The organism is Serratia sp. (in: enterobacteria) (assembly GCF_052400455.1).
Lineage (GTDB): Bacteria > Pseudomonadota > Gammaproteobacteria > Enterobacterales > Enterobacteriaceae > Serratia > Serratia ureilytica.
The window spans coordinates 610772-633437 of sequence record NZ_CP185812.1 but is presented as its reverse complement, the minus strand read 5'-3'; the positions used below and the strand labels follow the sequence as shown (position 1 = coordinate 633437).

The following is a 22666-nucleotide window of genomic DNA, read 5'->3' as shown; positions in this document are numbered from 1 at the left end:
AACGGTTATACTTAGCGATCGCTGAGCGATGTCTGGGATCCAAGATCGAAACGGGCTACACTCATGCCGCCAGACATCCTATAAATACTGATATAGAGAGGCTTAGAGCAACGTGGCTCAATACGTCTATACCATGCACCGCGTCGGCAAAGTGGTACCGCCGAAGCGTCATATTTTGAAAAACATCTCCCTGAGCTTCTTCCCTGGGGCAAAAATCGGCGTACTGGGCCTGAACGGCGCCGGTAAGTCCACCCTGCTGCGCATCATGGCCGGCATCGATACCGATATCGAAGGGGAAGCGCGCCCGCAGCCGGGCATCAAGATCGGTTATCTGCCGCAGGAGCCGCAGCTTAACCTCGAACACACCGTGCGTGAGTCGGTGGAAGAAGCGCTGGCGGAAGTGGTCAGCGCGCTGAAACGCCTGGACGAAGTGTACGCGCTGTACGCGGAAGAAGGCGCAGACTTCGACAAGCTGGCCGCCGAACAGGGCCGCCTGGAAGAGATCATTCAGGCGCACGACGGTCACAACCTCAACGCGCAGCTGGAACGCGCCGCCGATGCGCTGCGCCTGCCGGACTGGGACGCCAAAATCGCCCATCTGTCCGGGGGTGAACGCCGCCGCGTCGCGCTGTGCCGCCTGCTGCTCGAAAAGCCGGACATGCTGCTGCTGGACGAACCGACCAACCACCTGGACGCCGAGTCCGTGGCCTGGCTGGAACGCTTCCTGCACGACTTCGAAGGCACCGTCGTGGCGATCACCCACGACCGCTACTTCCTGGATAACGTGGCCGGCTGGATCCTCGAACTGGACCGCGGCGAAGGCATTCCGTGGGAAGGCAACTACTCGTCCTGGCTGGAGCAGAAAGACGCGCGTCTGGCGCAGGAAGCGTCCGCCGAAGCCGCTCGTCGCAAGTCGATCGAGAAAGAGCTGGAGTGGGTGCGCCAGGGCGCCAAAGGCCGCCAGTCCAAAGGCAAGGCCCGTCTGGCCCGCTTTGAAGAGCTGAACAACACTGAATACCAAAAACGTAACGAAACCAACGAACTGTTCATTCCACCTGGCGCGCGCCTGGGCGATAAAGTGGTCGAAGTCAGCAACCTGCGCAAGTCTTACGGCGACCGCCTGCTGATCGACGACCTGTCATTCTCGGTGCCGAAAGGGGCGATCGTCGGCATCATCGGCCCGAACGGCGCGGGTAAATCCACGCTGTTCCGCATGATGTCCGGTCAGGAGCAACCTGATTCCGGCAGCATCGTGCTGGGCGATACCGTCAAGCTGGCGTCCGTCGATCAGTTCCGCGACAGCATGGACGGTTCGAAAACCGTGTGGGAAGAGGTCTCCGGCGGGCAGGACATCATGCGCATCGGCAACACCGAGATGCCGAGCCGCGCCTATGTCGGCCGCTTCAACTTCAAGGGCGTCGATCAGGGCAAACGCGTGGGCGAGCTGTCCGGCGGTGAGCGTGGTCGTCTGCACCTGGCCAAGCTGCTGCAGGTTGGCGGCAACGTGCTGTTGCTCGATGAACCGACCAACGACCTGGATATCGAAACCCTGCGCGCGCTGGAAAACGCCCTGCTGGAATTCCCTGGCTGCGCCATGGTGATCTCGCACGACCGTTGGTTCCTCGACCGTATCGCCACCCACATCCTGGACTACCAGGACGAGGGCAAGGTGGAATTCTTCGAAGGCAACTTCACCGAGTACGAAGAGTACAAGAAGCGTACGCTGGGCGCCGATGCGCTCGAGCCGCACCGCATCAAGTACAAAAAGATCGCCAAGTAATCCCCAAGGCGCCGCATGCGGCGCCTTTTTTTATGCCCGCGCCCGGCGATAATCGCGCGGTGAGCACGCCATCACGCGCTTGAAAGCATGGCTGAACGCGCTGTCGGAATCGTACCCCAAACGTTGCGCGATGATGGATACCGGTTCAACACCGGTACGCAGCGCCCGCGCAGCCAGCAACATGCGCCAACGCGACACATACTCAAGCGGCGCCATTCCCGCCTTCTGCTTGAAGCGCAGCGCCAACGTCGAACGGGAAACGCTCGCCGCATCGGCCAATGACGCCACCGTCCAGCGACGGGCTGGATCGGCGTGTACTGCCTGCATCGCGGCGCCGATGCGCGGATCGAACAAGGCGGGCAGCCAGCCGGAGGCCGCACCCTCCTCCCCCGTCAGGTAAATCCGCAGCGCCTGGGTCAACATGATTTGCCCCAGGTGATGCGTCATCAGCGCGCTACCCGGCGAAGGCTTTAACAGCTCGTCCGCCAGCCGCTGCAACGCCCATTGCAACACGGCGGCCTCTTCGGTGCCGCCTCGGATCACCATCAACACCGGTAAACTCCCCAACAACCGCTCCACTTCCTCACCGAAGGTAAAACTCCCGCCGATAAACAGGCAATCCTCCGCCTCGCCGCAGCTCGCCACACCATTTTTCGCCTGCAGATAAAGTACGTCAGCATCGAGCGCCGGCAGCGACAGATCGCTGCCGACAGTGACCGGCAGGCTGCGGGTCAGCAGCAAGCAGTCGCCGGCCGCCAGCCGCAGCGGTTCGGCCAACCCTTCCGCCGCCAGCCAACAGCCGCCGCGCACCACCGCGTTGAATTTCCCGCTCTGCGGCGCAGGAAAATGAACGGCCCAGTCGCCGCCGGCCTTCAGGCCGCCTAAAAACGCATTCTGGCTGTTCAATGGCGCAAGCACTTCCGATAACGGATCCATACCCTCTCCCCCTAAGCCCCTTTCATGAGCATAGCCCGCGCCATGCTCCAGCAAAAGGTTTAGGACGATGGCGACAGAAATTAGGCGTCGGCGTCATCTGCCAGGCCTACTCCCGCGTCAGCTCGCGCGCGTAGTCGTCAAACGCCGGGTGCTGCAATACCACATCGATGAAACAGGCCAGCGCCGGGGAATTCAGCTTGCGGCTCGGGTAGACCAGATACAGTTCATTCCCTTCTGCGCGCCAGGCCGGCAACACCTCCACCAACAGCTTCTGCGCCACCACCTCGCGGCTGAGAAACGCCGGCAGCAGCGTGATCCCCGCGCCGGCGATAGCGCATTCGCGCGCATACAGCAGATTGTCGGTGGTGTGCGCCAGCGGCAGCTGCCAGCGGTAATAATCGTCGCCGCAGCGCAGGTTCCAGGCCGTCCAGGCGCGGTGGGCAATGCAGCGATGCTGCTGCAGCTGCTGCGGGTGCTCGATCGGCGAGTGCTGCGCCAGATAGGACGGCGCAGCCAGCAGATAGCGCGGCGCATACCCGAGGCGGCGGCCGATCAGCGAAGAATCCTGCGGCTTGCCGGTGCGCAGCGCGGCGTCGAAGCCTTCCTGCACCAGATCCACCATGGCGTCGGATACCGACACCTCCAGCGATACGTCCGGGTACTGGCGCTGAAAATCCGCCGCCAGCCGCGCCACCAGGGTTGCCCCCAACCCGGCCGGCGTCGAGATGCGCAGGCGGCCGCTCGGGTTGTCGCGCAGCCGCTGCAGCGCCAGATCGGCCCGCTCGGCGGCGGACATCATCGCCTGGCAATGTTCCAGATAGCGCTCGCCGGCGAAGGTCAGGTTCAGCTGGCGCGTGGTGCGGTTGAGCAAACGCAACCCCAGCGTCTGTTCGAGCTGGCTAATGCGCTGACTGACGCTGGACTTCGGCAACCCGACACGCTGCGCGGCGGCGGTGAAACTGCCGCACTCCGCCACCAGCGCGAACAGCGCCATGTCCTGCAGCTGTTTGAACTCCATTGTTCACCCCTGACGAACACTCAGTTAGATATTGTCCATCTTATCACCCCACTGTTGCGGGTCTACACTGGGGCATCATTTGAAAGGAGCACAATCATGTCGATAAAAGCCATTGCCGTAGACCCGCAGAACCCCGCCGGTTTCATCGAAATCTCACCGGAGATGCCGGTGCCCGGCCAGTACGATCTGCTGGTGGAAGTGAAAGCGGCCTCGGTCAACCCGGTGGATACCAAAGTACACGCCGGTCTGCAGAAAAGCGGCCTGCAGCAGCCGCGCGTCCTCGGCTGGGACGCCAGCGGCATCGTGCTGGACGTGGGCAGCGGCGTCAGCGGCTTCAAGCCCGGCGATGAAGTGTGGTACGCCGGCGACATCACCCGGCCCGGCAGCAACAGCAGCCACCAACTGATCGACTCGCGCATCGCCGCGCACAAACCGCGCAGCCTGAACTGGGCGGAGTCCGCCGCCATGCCGCTCACCGCCCTCACCGCCTGGGAGGCGCTGTTCGAGCACCTGAACATTCAGGATGCGCCCGAGCACAAGACGCTGCTGATCATCGGCGGCGCCGGCGGGGTCGGCTCGCTGGCCATTCCGCTGGCCGCGCTGCGCAGCAAGGTGAAAGTGATCGCCACCGCGTCCAGGCCGGAATCCGCCGCCTGGTGCCGCGAGCGGGGCGCCGACCTGGTGGTGGACTACCGCGATTTGAAGGGCAACCTGGCGCAACACGGCATCGAGCAGGTGGATTACATCCTCTGTCTGAACGATACCGACGGCCACTGGCCGGCGATGGCCGAACTGATCGCGCCGCTCGGCCATATCTGCACCATCGTCGAGAACGCGCAGCCGTTGGATCAAAACGCGCTGAAGCTGAAAAGCGCCGCGCTGCACTGGGAATTCATGTTCACCCGCAGCATGTTCACCACCCCGGACATCGCGCAGCAAGGCCGGATCCTGCAGCAGGTGGCGCAACTGCTGGACGACGGCAAGCTGAGCACCACGCTGAGCGAAACCCTGCACGGGCTGTCGGTAGACACGCTGACCGCCGCGCACCAACAGCTGCTCGGCGGCCATATGCAAGGCAAGCTGGTTATCGCTTACTGAGTTCGCATCGCGGCGGCGTTCTGCGCCGCCGTTACTGCGGGCGAACGAAGCCGACGCACAGCACCTGCTCGTCGCTCTGCGGATCGGCGCGGAACGTCAGCGTCTGCTGCCAGTCGAGGCGCATCTTCGGCCAGTGGGCCAGTTCGCCGCCGAAGTCGCTGTGCGCGCAGTCTTCACCCAACCGACCGAACAAGGCGACGCCATGCTGCGCAATCTGCGGATAGCTGATGTTGACGTTGTAGATGTTCGGCCGCGTATGATTGGACCAGCGCGTAATGGTCTGCGGCCGGGAACCGGCATACACCGTCATCCACTGCGACAGGTATTCGCCGCCGACATAACGCAGACTGACGCCATACCGCTCCTGCCACAGCTGCTCCACTCCGGCGCTGAACGCCTTGATGCCCACCATTTTCTGACCGGCATTGCGCACGTTGCCCAGCATCACCGCGGCATACCCCAGATAGACCGCCAGCGCCGCGCACATCAGCCCAATAGTCGCCGCCCGCAGCGAACGCACCGGCGGCTGACGCACGCAACCAACCAGCAGCGCGGGCGCCAGCATGAAGAACGGCTGCAGCCACTCGGTCAAGCGGCCGCCGACGTTGAAGGAGAACCAAAAGGTAATGATGCCGAGCGGCAGCAGGTAGATCCACAGCAGCACCCGCATCGGCAAGGCTTTCGGCCAGGCCAGCACCGCCCCGCTGCGGCGCAGGATCCACCACAGCACCAGCGACGGATAGAACACCAGCAGCAGCGACTGCAGCATGTCGAGATTGAGCTGCATCTTGATCTGCGAATCCACCCACTTAAAGGCGGCGAAGTCGTGGTTCCACAGCCAGAATACGTTCGGCAACACCAGCGCCAGCCAGATCGCCACCGCCAGATAGAACTGCGGTTGGCGATAGCAGCGACGGATCTGCGGCACGAACAGCGTCGACAGCGCCGCGAAATAGACGAAGGCGAAGGTCGAATACTTCGCCATCATCGCCAGACCGGCGGCCAACGCGAAGGCCGGCCACCAGTTGGCCGAACGGGAAATCGCCATGTTGAAGAACAGCGCCATCCACGGCCACAGCATCACCAACAGGTAGTTGTCGTTGTAGGGAATGATGTCGAAATTGATGATACCGGACAGGTTGAGCGTCAGCAGCGCCATCCAGGCCAGCGAAGTGCTGCCGCTCAGGCGTCGCGCCAGCAGCCAGACGCCCAACATGCCGATGGCGATGGCGATGAAGTGCCCGCCGTACCAGTAAACGTTCAGCGGCAGCCACGACAGCCAGATCGCCGGCTGCATCGCCGCACCGACCAACCAAGGATTTTTCGGTGAGCCCCACTCGCCGTTGAGGCCCCAATTGAGCGCCTCGACGGCGTCGTAAGGCAGGGTAGGATCGAGATGAACGGTCAGCAGCGTCCAGGCTGCGGCATAGCAGATCAACCAGAGAGCGAGTAAGCGATAAGACATGTCTTCTTCTGAGCGTTATTGTAAAGAAAACCTTAACGTAGTCGCTACCGAATGAACCATGTTTAAACAGGCCTTTAAATGTGCGTCCGTGCGGCCGTTTCTGCCGCGCGATCGCACATTACGCTAATTTTTCTCAGCCTGCGGCGTGGCGCTGGGCGGGCGCATTCGCCAGCCGGCCGGCGTCCGCCGCCAGCAGCTGTTGCACCAGCTCGACACAGCGCAGGAAGCGCTCTTCGTAATCGCTGGACTCAACGTGCACGTACTCGATGTTGTTGGCGCGCAGCATCTCCTCCAGCAGGCGCTGGAACGCCAGGCGATCGGCGGTGCTGCCGAGACTGCGCAGGCCGTCCGCCACCCACGGCGTGTTGTTTTCCAGCAGGATCACCAGATCGAAGCGGTATTCGTCGATCAGCGCCTGCACGAAGGGATGCTCACGCCCTTCGTACTTTTTGCAAAACGCCTGGGTGGTGACGAAATCAGTATCGATAAACGCCACCTTGTTGGCGTACTTGACCGCGAAATCTACGTATTGCGCCTGCCCGAGGGCAATTTTGTCGTAGTCGGAGTACTGCAACGCCATCTCGTCGCCGCCCAGGTGCGAGAACACGTAATCGCGGCCATATTCCCAGGCGCTGGTGGTGTTGAAGATGTTGGCCAGCTTGTTGACCAGCGTCGATTTGCCGCTCGACTCGCCGCCGAGGATCGCCACGGTGCGCACGAAGAACGGTTTCACCTCGGTCGGGATGTAATCCCAATAACGGAACGGATCCTGACGGATCTGATTGCCGCTGATGTTCATGAACGACCGTTCGGGATCGACCAAAATGGTTTCGATGCCCAGATGCTCGCGGTAGCGCGGTGCATCCTGCGCTTCGCTGGAATAGATAAAGCTCGGCACGATGCCTTTCTGTTCCATAAAGGCCTTCATGCCGTCGCTCCACACGTTCCAGCCGTGCGGGTACGGTTCGATGCCCTGCTCGTCGAACGAGTGGATATGGATGTTTTTCTGGTACTTGAAGGTCTGCAGCAGCCAGCGCAGGCGATCGCTGACCGTCGGCTGTTGCGACATCGAACTGTTCTCGAACAGCTCACGGTCGCGCGGCTCGTCGTGGCACAAGATAACGTGCAGCTCATCCACCTGGCTGCAGGCGCGCTGGATCAGATAGATGTGGCCGGTATGCAGCGGGTAAAATTTACCAAACACCACGCCGACTTTGACCTCTTTGCGCGGGAACTCAAGCCCGAGAAAACGGTGCAGCGCCTCGAGCTTTTGCGCGCTCGGGCTTTTGATCTTGTCGTTCAACAGCTGGCTGAGATAGCCTTTGGTCATGCCGCTGGCATCCGCCACCTGCTGCAACGTGCAGCCCTTTTGCTTGATGGACGTCTTCAGGTAATCAAATTGCGGCATGGCCACCTCCGTTTAGTATGCTAAACAAAATAGCATATCTTTCTCGCCGTCGGCGACATTAATAAAACCCTTCCAGCACGTCCAGCGCGTCCGCCAGCTTCTTGACCCCGAACACCTGCATATTGGCCGGCGGCTTTTTCGGCATATTGCCGTGCGGCACGATGGCGCGTTTGAAACCGTGCTTGGCCGCTTCTGCGATCCGCTCCTGGCCGCTCGGCACCGGACGGATCTCCCCCGCCAGCCCCACTTCGCCGAACACCACCAAATCGTTCGGCAGCGGCCGATCGCGCAGGCTTGAGACCAGCGACATCAGCAGCGCCAGATCGGCGCTGGTCTCGCTGACCTTCACCCCGCCGACCACGTTGACGAACACGTCCTGATCCGACATCTGCAGCCCGCCGTGCCGGTGCAGCACCGCCAGCAGGATCGCCAACCGGTTCTGCTCCAGCCCCACCGCCACGCGGCGCGGGTTGGACATCATCGAATGATCCACCAGCGCCTGGATCTCCACCAGCAGCGGCCGGGTGCCTTCCCACACCACCATCACCGAACTGCCGGAGGTAACTTCGTCGCCGCGGCTGAGGAAGATAGCCGAAGGGTTGCTCACTTCGCGCAGCCCCTGTTCGGTCATGGCGAACACCCCCAGCTCGTTGACCGCGCCGAAGCGGTTCTTGTGGCTGCGCAGGGTGCGGAAGCGGGAATCGGCGTCGCCGTCCAGCAGCACCGAACAGTCGATGCAGTGTTCCAGCACTTTCGGCCCGGCCAGCGAGCCGTCTTTGGTGACGTGGCCGACCATCACGATCGCCACGCCGCGCGTCTTGGCAAAGCGCGTCAGGTAGGCGGCGGTTTCTCGCACCTGCGCCACGCTGCCCGGCGAAGACTGAATGTCCGCCATGTGCATCACCTGAATCGAGTCGATCACCATCAGCTTCGGCTGTTCCTGCTCGGCGATCAGGCAGATCTGCTCGATGCTGGTTTCCGACAGCATGTTCAGGCCGCCGGTCGGCAGCCCCAGACGGTGGGCGCGCATCGCCACCTGCTGCAGCGATTCCTCGCCGGTGACGTACAGGGTTTTCATCTGTTCGGACAGTTTGCACAGCACCTGCAGCAACAGGGTGCTCTTGCCGGCGCCGGGGTTGCCGCCGATCAGAATCGCGCTGCCGGGCACCACACCGCCGCCCAGCACGCGATCGAACTCGAGAAAGCCGGTGGTGAAGCGCGGCAGCGCCTCAAGGCTGATTTCCGACAGCTTCTGCACTTTGCTGACGCCGGCGTCGCCGGCATAGCCGCTGAGGCGATCGTTGCGCGCCGCAGCGGGCGACGCGGCCAAACGCACTTCCGTGATGGTGTTCCAGGCATGGCAGGCGCTGCACTGCCCCTGCCAACGCGGATAGTCCGCCCCGCACTCATTGCACACAAATGCCCGTTTTGCCGCTTTTGCCACGTCTTACCTCAATCTTTCGTTATCGCACTTCGTGTTTCAGGCTGCCGGTGAGAATACACAGCACGCCCATCAAATCCGCATGCCGGATCGCCACCTGCGCTTTTTCATACACTTTCGGTTTGGCGTGGTAGGCGATGCCCAGCCCCGCCGCCTGCATCATTTTCAAATCGTTGGCGCCGTCGCCGATGGCCACGGTTTGCGCCAGCGGGATTTCCAGCTTCTCCGCCAGCCGCAGCAGCGTATCGGCTTTGAACTGCGCGTCCACCACCGGCCCCAGCACTTCGCCGGTCAGCTTGCCGTCACGGATCTCCAGCTCGTTGGCCGCCGCCGCCACCAGCCGCAGCCGGTTGCGCAGGTATTCGGCGTAGTAGGTGAAGCCGCCGGAGGCGATCGCCACATGCCAGCCCATCGCCTGCAGCTTGCCCACCAGGCTGGTCAGCCCCGGCATCAGCGGCAGCTCGTCGCGCACCTGCTTGAGAATGTTGGCGTCGGCCCCTTTCAGCGTGCCGACGCGCTGACGCAGGCTGGCGGTAAAGTCCAGCTCGCCGCGCATCGCGCGTTCGGTCACTTCCGCCACCTGCTCGCCGACGCCCGCCAGCTTGGCGATCTCATCGATGCACTCGATCTCGATCGCCGTTGAATCCATGTCCATCACCAGCAGCCCCGGCGTGCGCAGGTGCGGGATTTTGCCGAGCGGCGCCACATCCAGCCCGCTCTCCGCCGCCAGCAGCTTGGCGCGCGGCGTCAAGGTGCCCGCCAGCCGCACCACCTGATAGTCGTCCACGCCCCAGGCGGTGACGATCACCATCGCCGCGCCCAGCTTGCGTTGGAATTGGGTAATGCGCGCCTTGTCCAGCGCCCTGCCATATAACAGCCACCCGGTATTGCCCGCCCGGTAGTCCAGCGGCATCACTTCGTCGCCGCTGAGCGAAAGGGGAAGACCCGGCCATTGAGAGATCTCCGCCGGAAGATCGCAATAGGTCAGACTGTTTGACATCATTGACTCCTGAATGGACAAAAACGCTGCATGATAAAACGACGCATCAAGCTATCCTATCGCCAGCGGTTCTGGCAACATAAAGTGTCCCCGATGCCCAAGGAACCTGCATGGCTCGCGCTAAACTGAAATTTCGCCTGCACCGCACCGCTATTATCCTGATTTGCCTGGCTTTGCTGGTGCTGCTGATGCAGGGCGCCTCTTATTTTAGCCTGAGTCACCAAATGGCGCGATCCGAGCAGGTTGAAGAGCTGGCGCAGACGCTGACCAAACAGGTCGCCTACAGCCTGGCGCCGCTGCTGGACGACGACGGCAACAATCCGCGCATCGACGCCATCCTCAAGCAGCTCACCGATCACAGCCGCATTCTCGACGTCAGCGTGTATCAGCTGGACGGCACGCTGGTCTCCCACGCCGGGGAACAGATAAGTATACGCGATCGCCTGTCGCTCGACGGCAAACGCGCCGGCAGCTACTTCAACCACCAGTTGGTCGAATCCATTCAGGGCAAAGACGGCCCGATCGGCTTTATCCGCATTACCCTCGACACCCACGTACTGGCGACCGAATCCAAACAGGTGGACAATACCACCAACCTGCTGCGCCTGATGATCCTGCTGGCGCTGGCGATCGGCATCATTCTGGCGCGTACCCTGCTGCAACACCGCCGCAGCCGCTGGCAGCAGTCGCCCTACCTGTTGACCGCCAACACGCCACTGGAAGAAGGCAATACGGTGGAAGACGATGAAGACGATGCGCCGGAGAAAAAACAGGAAGCGCCTAAGCAGGGGTAATTCAGGCCAGGCGTTGAATGCGTTCGTGCCGTTTTCTTGTCCTTTCGGTGAATAGATTGCCCGTAACAACGGGATCCACATCCAATTGAAAGGTAAAGCGTTAGCCAAAAACGGCCATGCGGAGTGAATAGATTGACGGGCGGGCGCCATGACGACGCCCGCCGCGGTATTACGCTTTGTCGCCCAGCAGCACGGATTCCAGCGCGATAACGATCATTTCGTTAAAGGTGGTCTGGCGTTCCGCCGCCGTGGTCGCTTCGTGACGCAGGATGTGGTCGGACACGGTGCAGATGGTCAGCGCCTTACAGCCGAACTCTTCGTACAGCTCCGCCGCCACGCCGTAGATGCCGGCCGCTTCCATTTCCACGCCCAGGATCCCGTACTTCTTCATCACCTGGAACATATCCGGATCCGGGGTGTAGAACAGATCGGCGGAGAAGATGTTGCCCACGCGCGCCGGGATGCCCTGCGCCGCCGCCGCGTCGACCGCGTTGCGCACCATGTCGAAGTCGGCGATCGCCGCGTAGTCGTTGTCCTTGAAGCGCAGACGGTTCACCTTGGAGTCGGTGCACGCGCCCATGCCGATCACCACGTCGCGCAGTTTGATATCGTCACGCACCGCGCCGCAGGACCCCACGCGAATGATCTTCTTCACGCCGAATTCGGCGATCAGCTCGCGCGCGTAGATGGAGCAGGACGGAATGCCCATGCCGTGGCCCATTACGGAGATGCGGCGGCCTTTGTAGGTGCCGGTGAAGCCCAACATGCCGCGCACGTTGTTCACTTCCACCGCGCCTTCCAGGAAGGTTTCGGCGATGTATTTTGCGCGCAGCGGGTCGCCCGGCATCAGTACTACGTCAGCGAAGTCACCCATCTCAGCATTAATGTGCGGCGTAGCCATAATTTTCTTCCTTTAGAAATCTTATTTAATAAAAACGTCAAACGTCCAAGCCTTGAATTTCGAGTTGCAACCAGGCAGCTGGCGGGTGAATCCCCAGTCGCTTACTTGAGTAAGCGACTGGGGTTCACGCGTGAAGCTAACAACGCTGCGGCTTGAAAGACAGGGCTTAGAACAGGGTCTTACCGTAATCCATCGGCGACAGGCCAAAGTAATTGGCGACGGTCTGGCCGATGTCGGCGAAGGTCTCGCGGTGGCCCAGCGAACCCGGTTTCACTTTCGGGCCGTAAACCAGCACCGGGATGTGCTCGCGGGTGTGGTCGGTGCCGCTCCAGGTCGGATCGCAGCCGTGGTCGGCGGTGAAGATGATGATGTCTTCGTCTTTCACCAGCTTCAGCAGTTCCGGCAGGCGGCGGTCGAACAGCTCCAGCGCGGCGGCGTAGCCCGCCACGTCGCGACGGTGACCGTAGGAGGAGTCGAAGTCCACGAAGTTGGTGAACACGATGGTGTTGTCGCCGGCCTTTTCCATTTCGATCAGGGTCGCGTCGAACAGCGCGTCGATGCCGGTCGCCTTCACCTTCTTGGTGATGCCGACGTTGGCGTAGATGTCGGCGATTTTACCGATCGACACCACTTCGCCGCCCTTCTCGTCCACCAGCTTTTTCAGCACGGTCGGCGCCGGCGGCTCTACCGCCAGATCGTGGCGATTGCCGGTGCGCTGGAAGTGGCCCGGCTTGTCGCCGACGAACGGACGCGCGATCACGCGACCGATGTTGTAACCGCCTTCGGTCAGCTCTTCACGCGCGATTTCGCACAGCTCATATAGGCGCTCCAGGCCGAAGGTCTCTTCGTGACAGGCGATCTGGAATACCGAGTCGGCGGAGGTGTAGAAAATCGGCTTGCCGGTTTTCATATGCTCTTCACCCAACTGATCGAGGATCACGGTGCCGGATGAGTGGCAGTTGCCCAGGTAGCCCGGCAGATTGGCGCGCTCCACCAGCTTATCCAGCAGCGCCTGCGGGAAGCTGTTGTGCTCGTCCTTGAAGTAGCCCCAGTCGAACAGCACCGGCACGCCGGCGATTTCCCAGTGGCCCGACGGCGTGTCTTTACCGGAAGAGAGCTCGCTGGCGTAGCCGTAGGCGCCGATGATGTCGGCGTTGCGATCCAGCCCCTGCGGGAAGTTGCCGGTCGACTCTTCCGCCGCTTTGCCGAGGCCCAGACGGCTCAGGTTAGGCAGCGTCAGCGGGCCCTGACGGCCAACGTTGGCCTCACCGCGCGCGCAAACCTCGGCGATGTGGCCCAGGGTGTCGGAACCCTGATCGCCAAAACGTTCGGCGTCTTCGCTGGCGCCGATGCCGAAGGAGTCCAATACCATAATAAATGTGCGTTTCATCTGTGCTCTCCTGCGTGTTCTCACGCTATTGCGACCGCAAAACTGCAATCGCCCTTATTCTCTAAATTTATACCCAATGGATTTCAAGTTGTAGCTAGGCGGCTAGCGCGTGTATCCCAGGAGCTTACTCAAGTAAGTGACTGGGGTGCACGCGTGCAGCCAACAACGCTACGGCTTGAAAGACGAGGGTCATCACGCTTGAGTGATGCGCTTATACACCACCGGCGTCGCTTCCGGCGCCTTATCGCTCAGCGTCATTGCGCTGCGCACCGCATCGGCCGCCTGCTGCCAGCTCTCTTCATCGTTGGCGTGGATCATCGCCAGCGGCTGCTGGGAATCCGCCGTATCGCCCAGGCGCGCCATCTCGGTCAGGCCGACGCTGTAATCGATGGCGTCGCTCGCCCGACGGCGGCCGCCGCCCAACGACACCACCGCCATGCCCAGCGCACGGGTATCCATGGCGCTGATGATGCCCGGCTTTTCAGCATACACCGGCTTGCTCAGCGTTGCCGCCGGCAGATAGCTATCGTAGCGTTCGACGAAGTCTATCGGACCCTGCTGCGCCGCCACCATGCGGCCAAACACCTCCGCCGCCTTGCCGTTATCCAGCACCGCCTGCAGCTTGGCGCGCGCGTCGGCCTCGTCTTTCGCCAGGCCGCCGGACAACAGCATCTCTACGCTCAGCGCCAGCGTCACTTCCAGCAGGCGCGGGTTGCGGTATTCGCCGGTCAGGAAGCGCACCGCTTCGCGCACTTCCACCGCGTTGCCGGCGCTGGAAGCCAGCACCTGATTCATGTCGGTCAGCAGCGCGGTGGTCTTGCAGCCCGCGCCGTTGGCCACGCCGACGATCGCCTGCGCCAAATCTTGCGACAGGGCATAGGTCGGCATAAAGGCGCCGGAGCCGACCTTCACGTCCATCACCAGCGCATCCAACCCTTCCGCCAGCTTCTTGGCCAGAATGGAGGCGGTGATCAGCGGGATAGAATCCACGGTGGCGGTGATATCGCGGGTGGCGTAAAAACGCTTGTCCGCCGGCGCCAGCGAGCTGGTCTGGCCGATGATCGCCACGCCGACGTCCTGAATGATTTTGCGGAAGGCGTTATCGTCCGGGAAAATATTGAAGCCCGGAATGGCTTCCAGTTTGTCCAGCGTGCCGCCGGTATGCCCCAGGCCGCGGCCGGAGATCATCGGCACATAGCCGCCGCAGGCCGCCACCATCGGACCGAGCATCAGCGAAGTCACGTCGCCCACGCCGCCGGTCGAGTGCTTGTCGACGATCGGGCCGTTCAGCGCCAAACTCTTCCAGTCCAGCACGGTGCCGGAATCGCGCATCGCCATGGTGAGCGCCACGCGCTCCGGCATGCTCATGTCATGGAAATAAATGGTCATCGCCAGCGCGGCGATCTGCCCTTCCGACACCACATTGTCGCGAATGCCGTTGATGAAAAAGCGGATTTCCGCTTCGCTTAACGGCTGGCCGTCGCGTTTTTTACGAATAATTTCTTGAGCCAGGAACAAGGCATCCCCCTGTGTCGCCGAGAGTCGGTGCAGACGGGCGCGCCTGGCGCCCGCCAACGATATCGATCAGTAGCCGCCGCCGGCGGTCTGGGTTTGGTGGCCCAGCGCGGCCAGCAAGCTGGCCAGCAGGCTGGAAGCGCCAAAGCGGAAATGCCGCGCGTCGGCCCACCCTTCGCCCAGAATACGATCGGCAAGTTGCAGATAATGCAGCGCGTCTTCCGCGGTGCGCACGCCGCCGGCCGGCTTGAAGCCCACCGTCTTCGCCACGCCCATATCGCGGATCACTGACATCATCAGCTCGGCGCTCTCCAGGGTGGCGTTGACCGGCACCTTGCCGGTGGAGGTCTTGATAAAGTCGGCGCCGGCCTTGATGGCGATCTCGGACGCCTTGCGGATCAGATCGGCCTGCTTCAGCTCACCGGTTTCGATGATCACTTTCAGCAGCACGTTGGCCGCCTGGCAAGCCTGTTTGCACTGTTTCACCAGCTCGAAACCGACCTGTTCGTTGCCGGCGATCAGCGCGCGGTAAGGGAACACCACGTCCACTTCATCCGCCCCATAGGCGATGGCCGCGCGGGTTTCCGCCAGCGCGATGTCGATATCGTCGTTGCCATGCGGGAAGTTGGTCACGGTGGCGATACGGATGTCCGGCGTGCCTTGCTCGCGCAGCGCCTTACGCGCCACCGGGATAAAACGCGGGTAGATGCAGATGGCCGCCGTGTGGCCGGCCGGGCTGTTGGCCTGACGACAGAGGGCGATCACTTTCTCGTCGGTGTCATCATCGTTCAGCGTGGTTAAATCCATCAAGTTCAGCGCACGTTGCGCTGCTGCGGTTAATTCGGTCATAAAACTCTCCAACTGAGTACCTGGGTGTTGGCGAGCGGACTTGGTTCCATGAAGATAGCGCAGGGGAACGGCGTTCCCGCGGCGGCAACTGAGATCCTTCTCACCGCACATGGCCACCCGCCTTGCGGCCGGCCAGTAATAGCTATTTGAACACGAATGCCGGGGGCGATTCGCGTTCATCGTCACACTATATGAAATAACACTGTAACAGACCGGAATTATATGTGAAGAACATCACAAAATAACGCGATATCGTTCACAAATTCGCTAAAGAAGCGGCTGAAGATCGCGGATGCGGCGAACACCCGCGTTGCTTAGAGTATAGGCGGAGTCCCGCGATCGGTCGCGCCGTCGCGGGCTCAGCGAGGGCTTACAGCGCCAGGAAGAAGCCGGCGATGGTGGCACTCATCAGGTTGGACAGCGTGCCCGCCGCCACGGCCTTCAGACCGAAACGCGCGATGTCATGGCGACGGTTGGGTGCCATGCTGCCCAAACCGCCCAGCAGGATCGCCACCGAGGAGAGGTTGGCGAAACCGCACAGCGCAAAGGAGATGATCGCCTTGGTGTGCGTTGACAGCACCTGCAGGCCTTCCGCCGCCACCACATCGTCCGGGCGCAGATAGGCGCCGAAGTTCATATAGGCGACAAACTCATTGACGATGATCTTCTGGCCGATAAACGAACCGGCGGTCATCGCTTCACTCCACGGCACGCCAATCAGGAAGGCGATCGGCGAGAACACCCAGCCGAGGATCAGCTCGAGCGACAGCTGCGGGTAATCGAACCAGCCGCCGATGCCGCCGAGAATGCCGTTGAGCAAGGCGATCAGCGCGATAAACGCCAGCAGCATCGCGCCGACGTTCAGCGCCAGCTGCATGCCGGAAGCCGCGCCGGAAGCCGCCGCGTCGATCACGTTGGCAGGACGATCCTCTTCGGCGATCAGCTTCATCGCATCGTCTTTATCGTGGGTCTGCTCGGTTTCCGGCACCATCAGCTTGGCAAACAGCAGCCCGCCCGGCGCGGCCATGAAGGACGCGGCGATCAGGTATTCCAGCGGCACGCCCATCTGCGCGTATCCCGCCAGCACCGAACCGGCCACCGAAGCCAGGCCGCCGCACATCACGGCGAACAGTTCTGACTGGCTCATGGTGGCGATATACGGACGCACCACCAGCGGCGCTTCAGTCTGGCCGACGAAAATGTTGGCGGTCGCCGACAGCGATTCGGTGCGCGAGGTGCCCAGCAACTTGTGCAGGCCGCCGCCCAGCACGCGGATCACCACCTGCATGATGCCGAGGTAGTACAGCACCGCAATCAGCGAGGAGAAGAACACGATCACCGGCAGGACGCGCAGCGCGAACACGAAGCCGCCGCCGCCGAACACCTCGAACATCTTGTCGGAAACCAGCCCGCCGAAGATGAACGAAATGCCCTGATTGCCGTAAGCGATAACGTTTGCCACGCCGTTAGACATACTGCCGAGGATGCTGCGGCCCAGCGGCACGTACAGCACCAGCGCGCCGATACCGACCTGAATGATGAACGCCCACACCACGGTGCGCAGTTTGATGGCCCGACGGTTGCTGGAGAGCAGCACCGCAATGGCGATCAGCACCGCCATCCCGACCAGACTCATGATGAGTTGCATGCAAAGTTTCCCTGTTGCAAAAAATAAAATACATCCCTGCTCATGAAGAGAGGTCTGCTATTGGAGAGTTTCGGGGGGGATTATACTGAGCGAGGTCACCCTCGCACCGATTTATGTCACAAATGTATACAACGAGACGCAAATGAAAATCTTATAACGTGACGCAAGTCACGTTATGCAGACCTCAATTCGGCATGGCGAACAGCGCTTGGGTATTGCGTTGCAGGTGGGCGGCTATCACGTCGGCCGGTTCCGGCCGCAGTTCGCACAGCGCGTGAAACACCTCGGCGGCGCGCTCGGGGCGGTTCGGCTGCCCCTGATAGCCGGCCAGCGGCATGTCCGGCGCATCGGTCTCCAGCAGCAGCGCCTCAAGCGGCAGTTGCGCCATCACGGCGCGCGTTTTCTGCGCCCGCTCATAGGTGATGGTGCCGCCCACGCCGATGTAATAGCCGAGGCGGATAAACGCCTGCGCCTGCGACAGGCTGCCGGCAAAGCCGTGCACCACGCCGCGGCGCGGCAGCTGCATGCGCCGCAGCGCGGCGGCCAGCTGGTCGTGGGTGCGGCGCGAATGCAGGATCACCGGCAGGTCATGCTGTTTCGCCAGCTTCAGTTGGGCCAGCAGCACGCTTTGCTGCCGCTCGAACTGTGGGTTATCCATATACAGATCGAGCCCAATCTCCCCCACCGCCACCAGCTTGTGCGGCCGTTCGGCCAGCAGCGCCGCCAACTGTTCCAACTGCGGTTCATGATGCTGCGCGATATACAGCGGGTGCAGCCCCAGTGCGGCGAACAGCGGCGCATGCTCCTGCGCCAGCCGCAACACCCGCGCGAAGCGATCGGCGGTGACGGTCGGGACGATGATGCGCTTTACGCCGGCGCTTGCCGCCCGCGCCAGGCTCTCGGCCTCATGCCCGGTAAAGGGCGGGAAATCGAAATGGCAGTGGGTGTCGGTAAAGGCGTAACTCACAGCGCCCCCCTTCACCCGGCGGCAGATCGCCCGGCAGGATGATTTTCGGCGCCGCCACCGCGGCCTCCGGCTGCGCCGCCCGCTCGGTGGGCATGGCGATGTCGGTCACGATCGGCGAAGGGATTCTGACGTTCTCCGGCTGGATCAGGCGGCGCGACAACGCTTTTCGCACCTTCATGCCGTCGGGCTCCTGCTGCGCCATCCACTGGCCGACGGTGGCCAGGAAGTAGCGGCCGCAGCGGCGCCCCAGGTGATAATCCTGATTGAGCGCCCCCAATCGGCTGCCCAGCGCATTGCTGGCCAGCGGCTTCGGCGGAAAAATCTCGAAGATGCGCAGCTTGCCCGGCGGCTTTTCGATAAAGCGCTGGATGCGGTGATAGCTTTGCTCGTGATGCTGCAGGATGCGCACCATCTGCTGCAGGCTGCTGTCGCTCAGCCAATGCTCCATGCGCTTCATCCACTGCGGGGTGTAGTACATTTGCGAAGGCACGGTGCGGATCACCACGATGGTGTCGGCGCCGCGGCGATAGGCCTCTTCCACCGGGATCGCATCGCTGATGCCGCCGTCCTGATAGCTGACGCCGTCCAACTCCACGCCCTGACGGTAGAAGCCGGGAATGGCGCTGGACGCCTTGATGGCCGGCAGCCAGCGTTCGCGCTGCGCCGGCAGATAGGTCGGTTCGAAATCGTCGCTGCGGCAGGCGCACAGCAGGAATTCGCGCCCGTCGGTAAAGTGCTGTTCCGCCACGTCCATCGCCAGCGGCATCTGCGCCGCCGCCGTATCAACCAGCCAATCGAGATCGATCAGATGCCCGCCGCGCACGAAGCGCAGCGGATTGAAGAACTGTGCCGAAGTGGTGTAACGGGTGATCACCCGGCGCGCGTAACCCATCTGCCCGCAGATATAGGCAGATAGATTCTGAGCGCCGGCCGATGTGCCGATCAGCAGATCGAAAGGGTTAAAGCCCGCGCGCTGAAACTCGTCCAGCACGCCGGCGGTGAAAATGCCGCGCTGGCCGCCGCCTTCGCAGACCAACGCCATTTTTCCTGGTCGAAAAGGTTTAGACGCCAGCGGTTCTATATTGCCGAGCGTGATGGGTATTCTGTATCCCAACTTGGCATCCTCAGTGAGACGTTTTCTCCGAGGATACCGCGTCTCGCTCTCTTCCGTAATCCTCTTGCAGCACGCCGACGAGGAAATCATTGCTGCCGGCCAACCAGGCACCATCGCTGCCGGACCATTCGGCCCAAGCCTGCCATACCTGACCTTTCAGCTGTTTCCAGCGCCCGACGATGATGTCGCTGTTCATGGCCGGCCCTCCCCGACGTGAGAAAAGGAATTAAGCTTTGTTACAGTTTGCGGGAAAATGCCGGCCGGCTAAGGGCGCCGACGGCCGGTGAACAGACTGACCAGGAACAGGATGATGCCGACAACGAACACGACTTTGGCGGCCCAGGCGGCGGTGCCCGCCAGCGAACCGAACCCCAGTGCCGCAGCGATAAGCGCGATGACTAAAAAGATAATGCCCCAACGAAACATAAGCTTCTCCTTACCATTGTGAAAAAATTCGCTGCCGTCTACCGCCCCGACAGCGGGACATCGACGGCAAATCAGTTTCTTTTTTTGGTGGTACACGTCGGGCCGCCTTGACGGCCCGACAGATGCGGCTTGTTGTTACTTGTTACGGGCGCCTGGCGGGATTACTGCTTGACCACCAGGTCGTTTTTCACGCTTTTCACGCCGTCGATAGCCTTGGCGATGCTTTCGGCACGCTCAGACTGCGCCTGCGTTTTCACTTCACCGGAAAGCTGCACCACGCCATCGGTGGTTTCCACTTTCACATTGCGCGACGGCACGATGTCATCGGCCAGCAGCTTGGCTTTCAGCTCGCTGGTGGTGGCGGTGTCGCCGGCATACGATTTGATCGACTGATTGGCTTCATCTTTCACGTGCAGCTTGTCGCTGACGGTTTTGACGCCTTCCACCTTGCCGGCAACCGCAACCGCATGCTCCGCCTGCGCCTGGCTGCCGACAAACCCGCTCAGGATCACGGTGCCTTTTTCGGTTTTCACCGAAATGTCAGTGCTTTTGATGCTCTTATCGTCCACCAATGCACTTTTAACTTTAGCCGTTATCGCGCTGTCATCCATGTAACCGTCAACTTTTTTCATGGAGCTATCGATTTTGGCACCGGCACTGTCCGCGGCGTTAGACGCCTTGTTGAGCAGGCTGTCTTCGGCCAGCGCAGTGCCGCTCACCAAAGCAGAACCCAAAACAACAGCCATCAGCGAGTGTGCAAATTTGGTCTTTTTCATCGATCTCTTCCTTTTGTTGGGGGCCCCAGCGCCAGAGCGCCGGAACCCTTCAGCCGCCTTCACGCGGACTCTCGGTAAATACTTCATCATCGCTATACGATTAAGCGTTCACGACAGGAATATTGCAACCGCCGTGCCAACTCCATAAACGCCTTAAAAATCAAACAAAAAAAGCGTTGAGTCGGATTTTTAATCAAAAAACTGTCGCCTATTGACGACAGACTAAGTGACACGAAACGGTAAAACAGTCATCTCATTGATATTTAAGGAAACAGACTGTCTCCTATCGGCAACACATCAGAATAACTCACCAAACAATCAGCGTATTACAGTGATTTACTCTCAAGCAATGTGCGGACATCTCGTTAAAGATAGACCATGCGGCGGAAAACGCAGGCCAATCGCGTCTCGCCTGGGCGACATCGATTCGCAGGATAAAATATGAGGAAGATTTATTAATTAGCGGAGTGAGAATACGGGGAATTGGCAGGGCGCACCGGGCGCCCTGCCGATGTATCAGTGTTCGCGGGTCTTGCGGAAGGTCACGTCAGGATAGCGTTCCTGCGTCAGGTTGAGGTTCACCATGGTCGGCGCGATGTAGGACAGGTTGTCCCCACCGTCCAACGCCAGGTTGATCTCGTTCTTGCGCTTGAACTCTTCGAACTTCTTCACGTCGTCGCACTCGACCCAGCGCGCCGTCGACACGTTGACCGACTCATACAGCGCTTCCACGTTGTACTCGCTCTTCAAACGCGCCACGACCACGTCGAACTGCAGCACGCCGACCGCGCCGACGATCAAATCGTTGTTGGCGATCGGGCGGAACACCTGCACCGCGCCCTCTTCCGACAGCTGCACCAGCCCCTTCAGCAGCTGTTTCTGCTTCAGCGGATCGCGCAGGCGAATGCGGCGGAACAGTTCAGGCGCGAAGTTCGGGATGCCGGTGAACTTCATGTCTTCACCCTGAGTGAAGGTATCGCCGATCTGGATGGTGCCATGGTTGTGCAGACCGATGATGTCGCCCGGATAGGCTTCTTCCACGTGCGAACGGTCGCCGGCCATAAAGGTCAGCGCGTCGGAGATCACCACGTCTTTGCCGGTGCGCACCTGACGCAGCTTCATGCCCTTCTCGTAACGGCCGGACACCACGCGCATAAAGGCCACGCGGTCGCGGTGCTTCGGATCCATGTTGGCCTGGATCTTGAACACAAAGCCGGTGAATTTCTCTTCCGCCGCCGTCACTTCACGGGTGTCGGTTTTGCGCGGCATCGGTGCCGGCGCCCAGGCCACCAGGCCGTCCAGCATATGATCCACGCCGAAGTTGCCGAGTGCGGTACCGAAGAACACCGGGGTCAGCTCGCCGCTCAGGAACGCCGCCTGATCGAACTCGTGGGAAGCGCCCTGCACCAGCTCCAGCTCATCGCGCAGCTGCGCCGCCAGATCTTCGCCTACGGCGACATCCAGCTCCGGGTTGTTCAGGCCTTTGACGATGCGCACTTCCTGAATGGTGTGGCCTTTACCGGTCTGGTACAGGTAGGTTTCATCCTTGTACAGGTGGTAAACGCCTTTAAACAGCTTGCCGCAGCCGATCGGCCAGGTGATAGGCGAACAGGCGATTTTCAGTTCGCGCTCGACTTCGTCCATCACTTCCATCGGATCGCGGATGTCGCGGTCCAGCTTGTTCATGAAGGTCAGGATCGGCGTGTCGCGCAGACGGGTGACTTCCATCAGCTTGCGGGTGCGATCCTCAACGCCCTTGGCGGCGTCGATCACCATCAGACAGCAGTCCACGGCGGTCAGGGTGCGATACGTATCTTCGGAGAAGTCCTCGTGCCCCGGGGTATCCAGCAGGTTGACCAGGCTGTCGCGATACGGGAACTGCATCACCGAGGTGGTGATCGAGATCCCACGCTGCTTTTCCATTTCCATCCAGTCGGATTTGGCGTGCTGGCTGGAGCCGCGGCCTTTTACCGTACCGGCGGTCTGGATCGCCTGTCCGAACAGCAGCACTTTTTCGGTAATGGTGGTTTTACCGGCATCGGGGTGCGAGATGATGGCGAAAGTTCTTCTTTTGGAGACTTCGCGGGCAAATTCACTAGGAGACATGGTTTTCAGGTTCTACGGTTAGTCCGCCCTGCGA

The 22666-nt window shown here is 61.4% G+C and carries 20 protein-coding genes; 3 read left to right on the top strand and 17 right to left on the bottom strand.

Annotated elements, in window-relative coordinates:
- Positions 1-112 precede the first annotated feature (112 nt).
- Positions 113-1780 carry an energy-dependent translational throttle protein EttA gene (gene ettA / locus ACORQT_RS02995; RefSeq protein WP_164057652.1) on the top strand — a complete coding sequence of 556 codons (1668 nt, stop codon included), beginning with the start codon at positions 113-115 and terminating at the stop codon, positions 1778-1780.
- Positions 1781-1810: 30 nt separating this feature from the next.
- On the opposite strand, the gene ACORQT_RS02990 is transcribed toward ettA, so the two are convergent.
- Positions 1811-2716, bottom strand: a complete 906-nt coding sequence (locus tag ACORQT_RS02990) for an AraC family transcriptional regulator (protein ID WP_042783660.1) — start codon at positions 2714-2716, stop codon at positions 1811-1813.
- Between the two features lie 106 nt (positions 2717-2822).
- Complete coding sequence (locus ACORQT_RS02985; protein WP_033641801.1) at positions 2823-3734, bottom strand: LysR family transcriptional regulator; 912 nt, start codon at positions 3732-3734, stop codon at positions 2823-2825.
- Positions 3735-3830: 96 nt separating this feature from the next.
- On the opposite strand from ACORQT_RS02985, the gene ACORQT_RS02980 reads away from it, so the two are divergent.
- Positions 3831-4832, top strand: coding sequence for a zinc-binding alcohol dehydrogenase family protein (locus ACORQT_RS02980; RefSeq protein WP_072626700.1), 1002 nt, complete (start codon positions 3831-3833; stop codon positions 4830-4832).
- Between the two features lie 31 nt (positions 4833-4863).
- Here ACORQT_RS02980 and ACORQT_RS02975 read toward each other — a convergent pair whose 3' ends face one another.
- The 4 genes from ACORQT_RS02975 to serB all read right to left on the bottom strand — a co-directional run bounded on the left by ACORQT_RS02975 (position 4864) and on the right by serB (position 10146).
- On the bottom strand, positions 4864-6297 hold the full coding sequence (locus ACORQT_RS02975; protein ID WP_164057651.1) for a glycosyltransferase family 39 protein: 1434 nt from the start codon (positions 6295-6297) through the stop codon (positions 4864-4866).
- 133 nt (positions 6298-6430) lie between these two features.
- Positions 6431-7705, bottom strand: coding sequence for a multifunctional transcriptional regulator/nicotinamide-nucleotide adenylyltransferase/ribosylnicotinamide kinase NadR (gene nadR, locus ACORQT_RS02970; RefSeq protein ID WP_033641798.1), 1275 nt, complete (start codon positions 7703-7705; stop codon positions 6431-6433).
- A gap of 58 nt (positions 7706-7763) precedes the next feature.
- Complete coding sequence (gene radA, locus ACORQT_RS02965) at positions 7764-9149, bottom strand: DNA repair protein RadA (protein ID WP_004933048.1); 1386 nt, start codon at positions 9147-9149, stop codon at positions 7764-7766.
- 19 nt (positions 9150-9168) lie between these two features.
- Positions 9169-10146, bottom strand: a complete 978-nt coding sequence (gene serB, locus ACORQT_RS02960; protein ID WP_042783658.1) for a phosphoserine phosphatase — start codon at positions 10144-10146, stop codon at positions 9169-9171.
- Between the two features lie 110 nt (positions 10147-10256).
- On the opposite strand from serB, the gene ACORQT_RS02955 reads away from it, so the two are divergent.
- Positions 10257-10940: a YtjB family periplasmic protein gene (locus ACORQT_RS02955; protein WP_033641796.1), complete on the top strand. Its 684-nt coding sequence runs from the start codon at positions 10257-10259 to the stop codon at positions 10938-10940.
- A gap of 169 nt (positions 10941-11109) precedes the next feature.
- Here ACORQT_RS02955 and deoD read toward each other — a convergent pair whose 3' ends face one another.
- From deoD to prfC, 11 genes are all read right to left on the bottom strand, one after another.
- Positions 11110-11841, bottom strand: coding sequence for a purine-nucleoside phosphorylase (deoD, locus tag ACORQT_RS02950; protein ID WP_004933059.1), 732 nt, complete (start codon positions 11839-11841; stop codon positions 11110-11112).
- A 166-nt stretch (positions 11842-12007) separates the two neighbouring features.
- Positions 12008-13231 (bottom strand): phosphopentomutase, encoded by a 1224-nt coding sequence (gene deoB / locus ACORQT_RS02945; RefSeq protein WP_033641795.1) that lies wholly within the window; start codon positions 13229-13231, stop codon positions 12008-12010.
- Positions 13232-13423: 192 nt separating this feature from the next.
- The gene (deoA, locus tag ACORQT_RS02940) at positions 13424-14749 is read right to left on the bottom strand and encodes a thymidine phosphorylase (RefSeq protein ID WP_033651704.1); all 1326 of its coding nucleotides are present in this window, start codon (positions 14747-14749) and stop codon (positions 13424-13426) included.
- Between the two features lie 66 nt (positions 14750-14815).
- Positions 14816-15595 (bottom strand): deoxyribose-phosphate aldolase, encoded by a 780-nt coding sequence (gene deoC, locus ACORQT_RS02935; RefSeq protein ID WP_033641793.1) that lies wholly within the window; start codon positions 15593-15595, stop codon positions 14816-14818.
- A 370-nt stretch (positions 15596-15965) separates the two neighbouring features.
- Positions 15966-17243 carry a NupC/NupG family nucleoside CNT transporter gene (locus tag ACORQT_RS02930; protein ID WP_164057650.1) on the bottom strand — a complete coding sequence of 426 codons (1278 nt, stop codon included), beginning with the start codon at positions 17241-17243 and terminating at the stop codon, positions 15966-15968.
- A 184-nt stretch (positions 17244-17427) separates the two neighbouring features.
- Positions 17428-18210 carry a TatD family hydrolase gene (locus ACORQT_RS02925; RefSeq protein ID WP_047025180.1) on the bottom strand — a complete coding sequence of 261 codons (783 nt, stop codon included), beginning with the start codon at positions 18208-18210 and terminating at the stop codon, positions 17428-17430.
- On the bottom strand, positions 18149-19324 hold the full coding sequence (locus ACORQT_RS02920) for a patatin-like phospholipase family protein (protein WP_444859315.1): 1176 nt from the start codon (positions 19322-19324) through the stop codon (positions 18149-18151). The genes ACORQT_RS02925 and ACORQT_RS02920 overlap by 62 nt, the downstream gene beginning before the upstream one ends.
- Positions 19325-19334: 10 nt before the next feature.
- Positions 19335-19520 (bottom strand): CsbD family protein, encoded by a 186-nt coding sequence (locus tag ACORQT_RS02915; RefSeq protein ID WP_004933086.1) that lies wholly within the window; start codon positions 19518-19520, stop codon positions 19335-19337.
- A gap of 68 nt (positions 19521-19588) precedes the next feature.
- A complete protein-coding gene (locus ACORQT_RS02910; RefSeq protein ID WP_004933089.1) occupies positions 19589-19750 on the bottom strand; it encodes a DUF1328 domain-containing protein in 162 nt (53 codons plus the stop codon).
- 161 nt (positions 19751-19911) lie between these two features.
- Complete coding sequence (osmY, locus tag ACORQT_RS02905; protein ID WP_033641790.1) at positions 19912-20526, bottom strand: molecular chaperone OsmY; 615 nt, start codon at positions 20524-20526, stop codon at positions 19912-19914.
- Positions 20527-21042: 516 nt separating this feature from the next.
- Positions 21043-22632, bottom strand: coding sequence for a peptide chain release factor 3 (gene prfC / locus ACORQT_RS02900; protein ID WP_033641789.1), 1590 nt, complete (start codon positions 22630-22632; stop codon positions 21043-21045).
- Positions 22633-22666 lie beyond the last annotated feature (34 nt).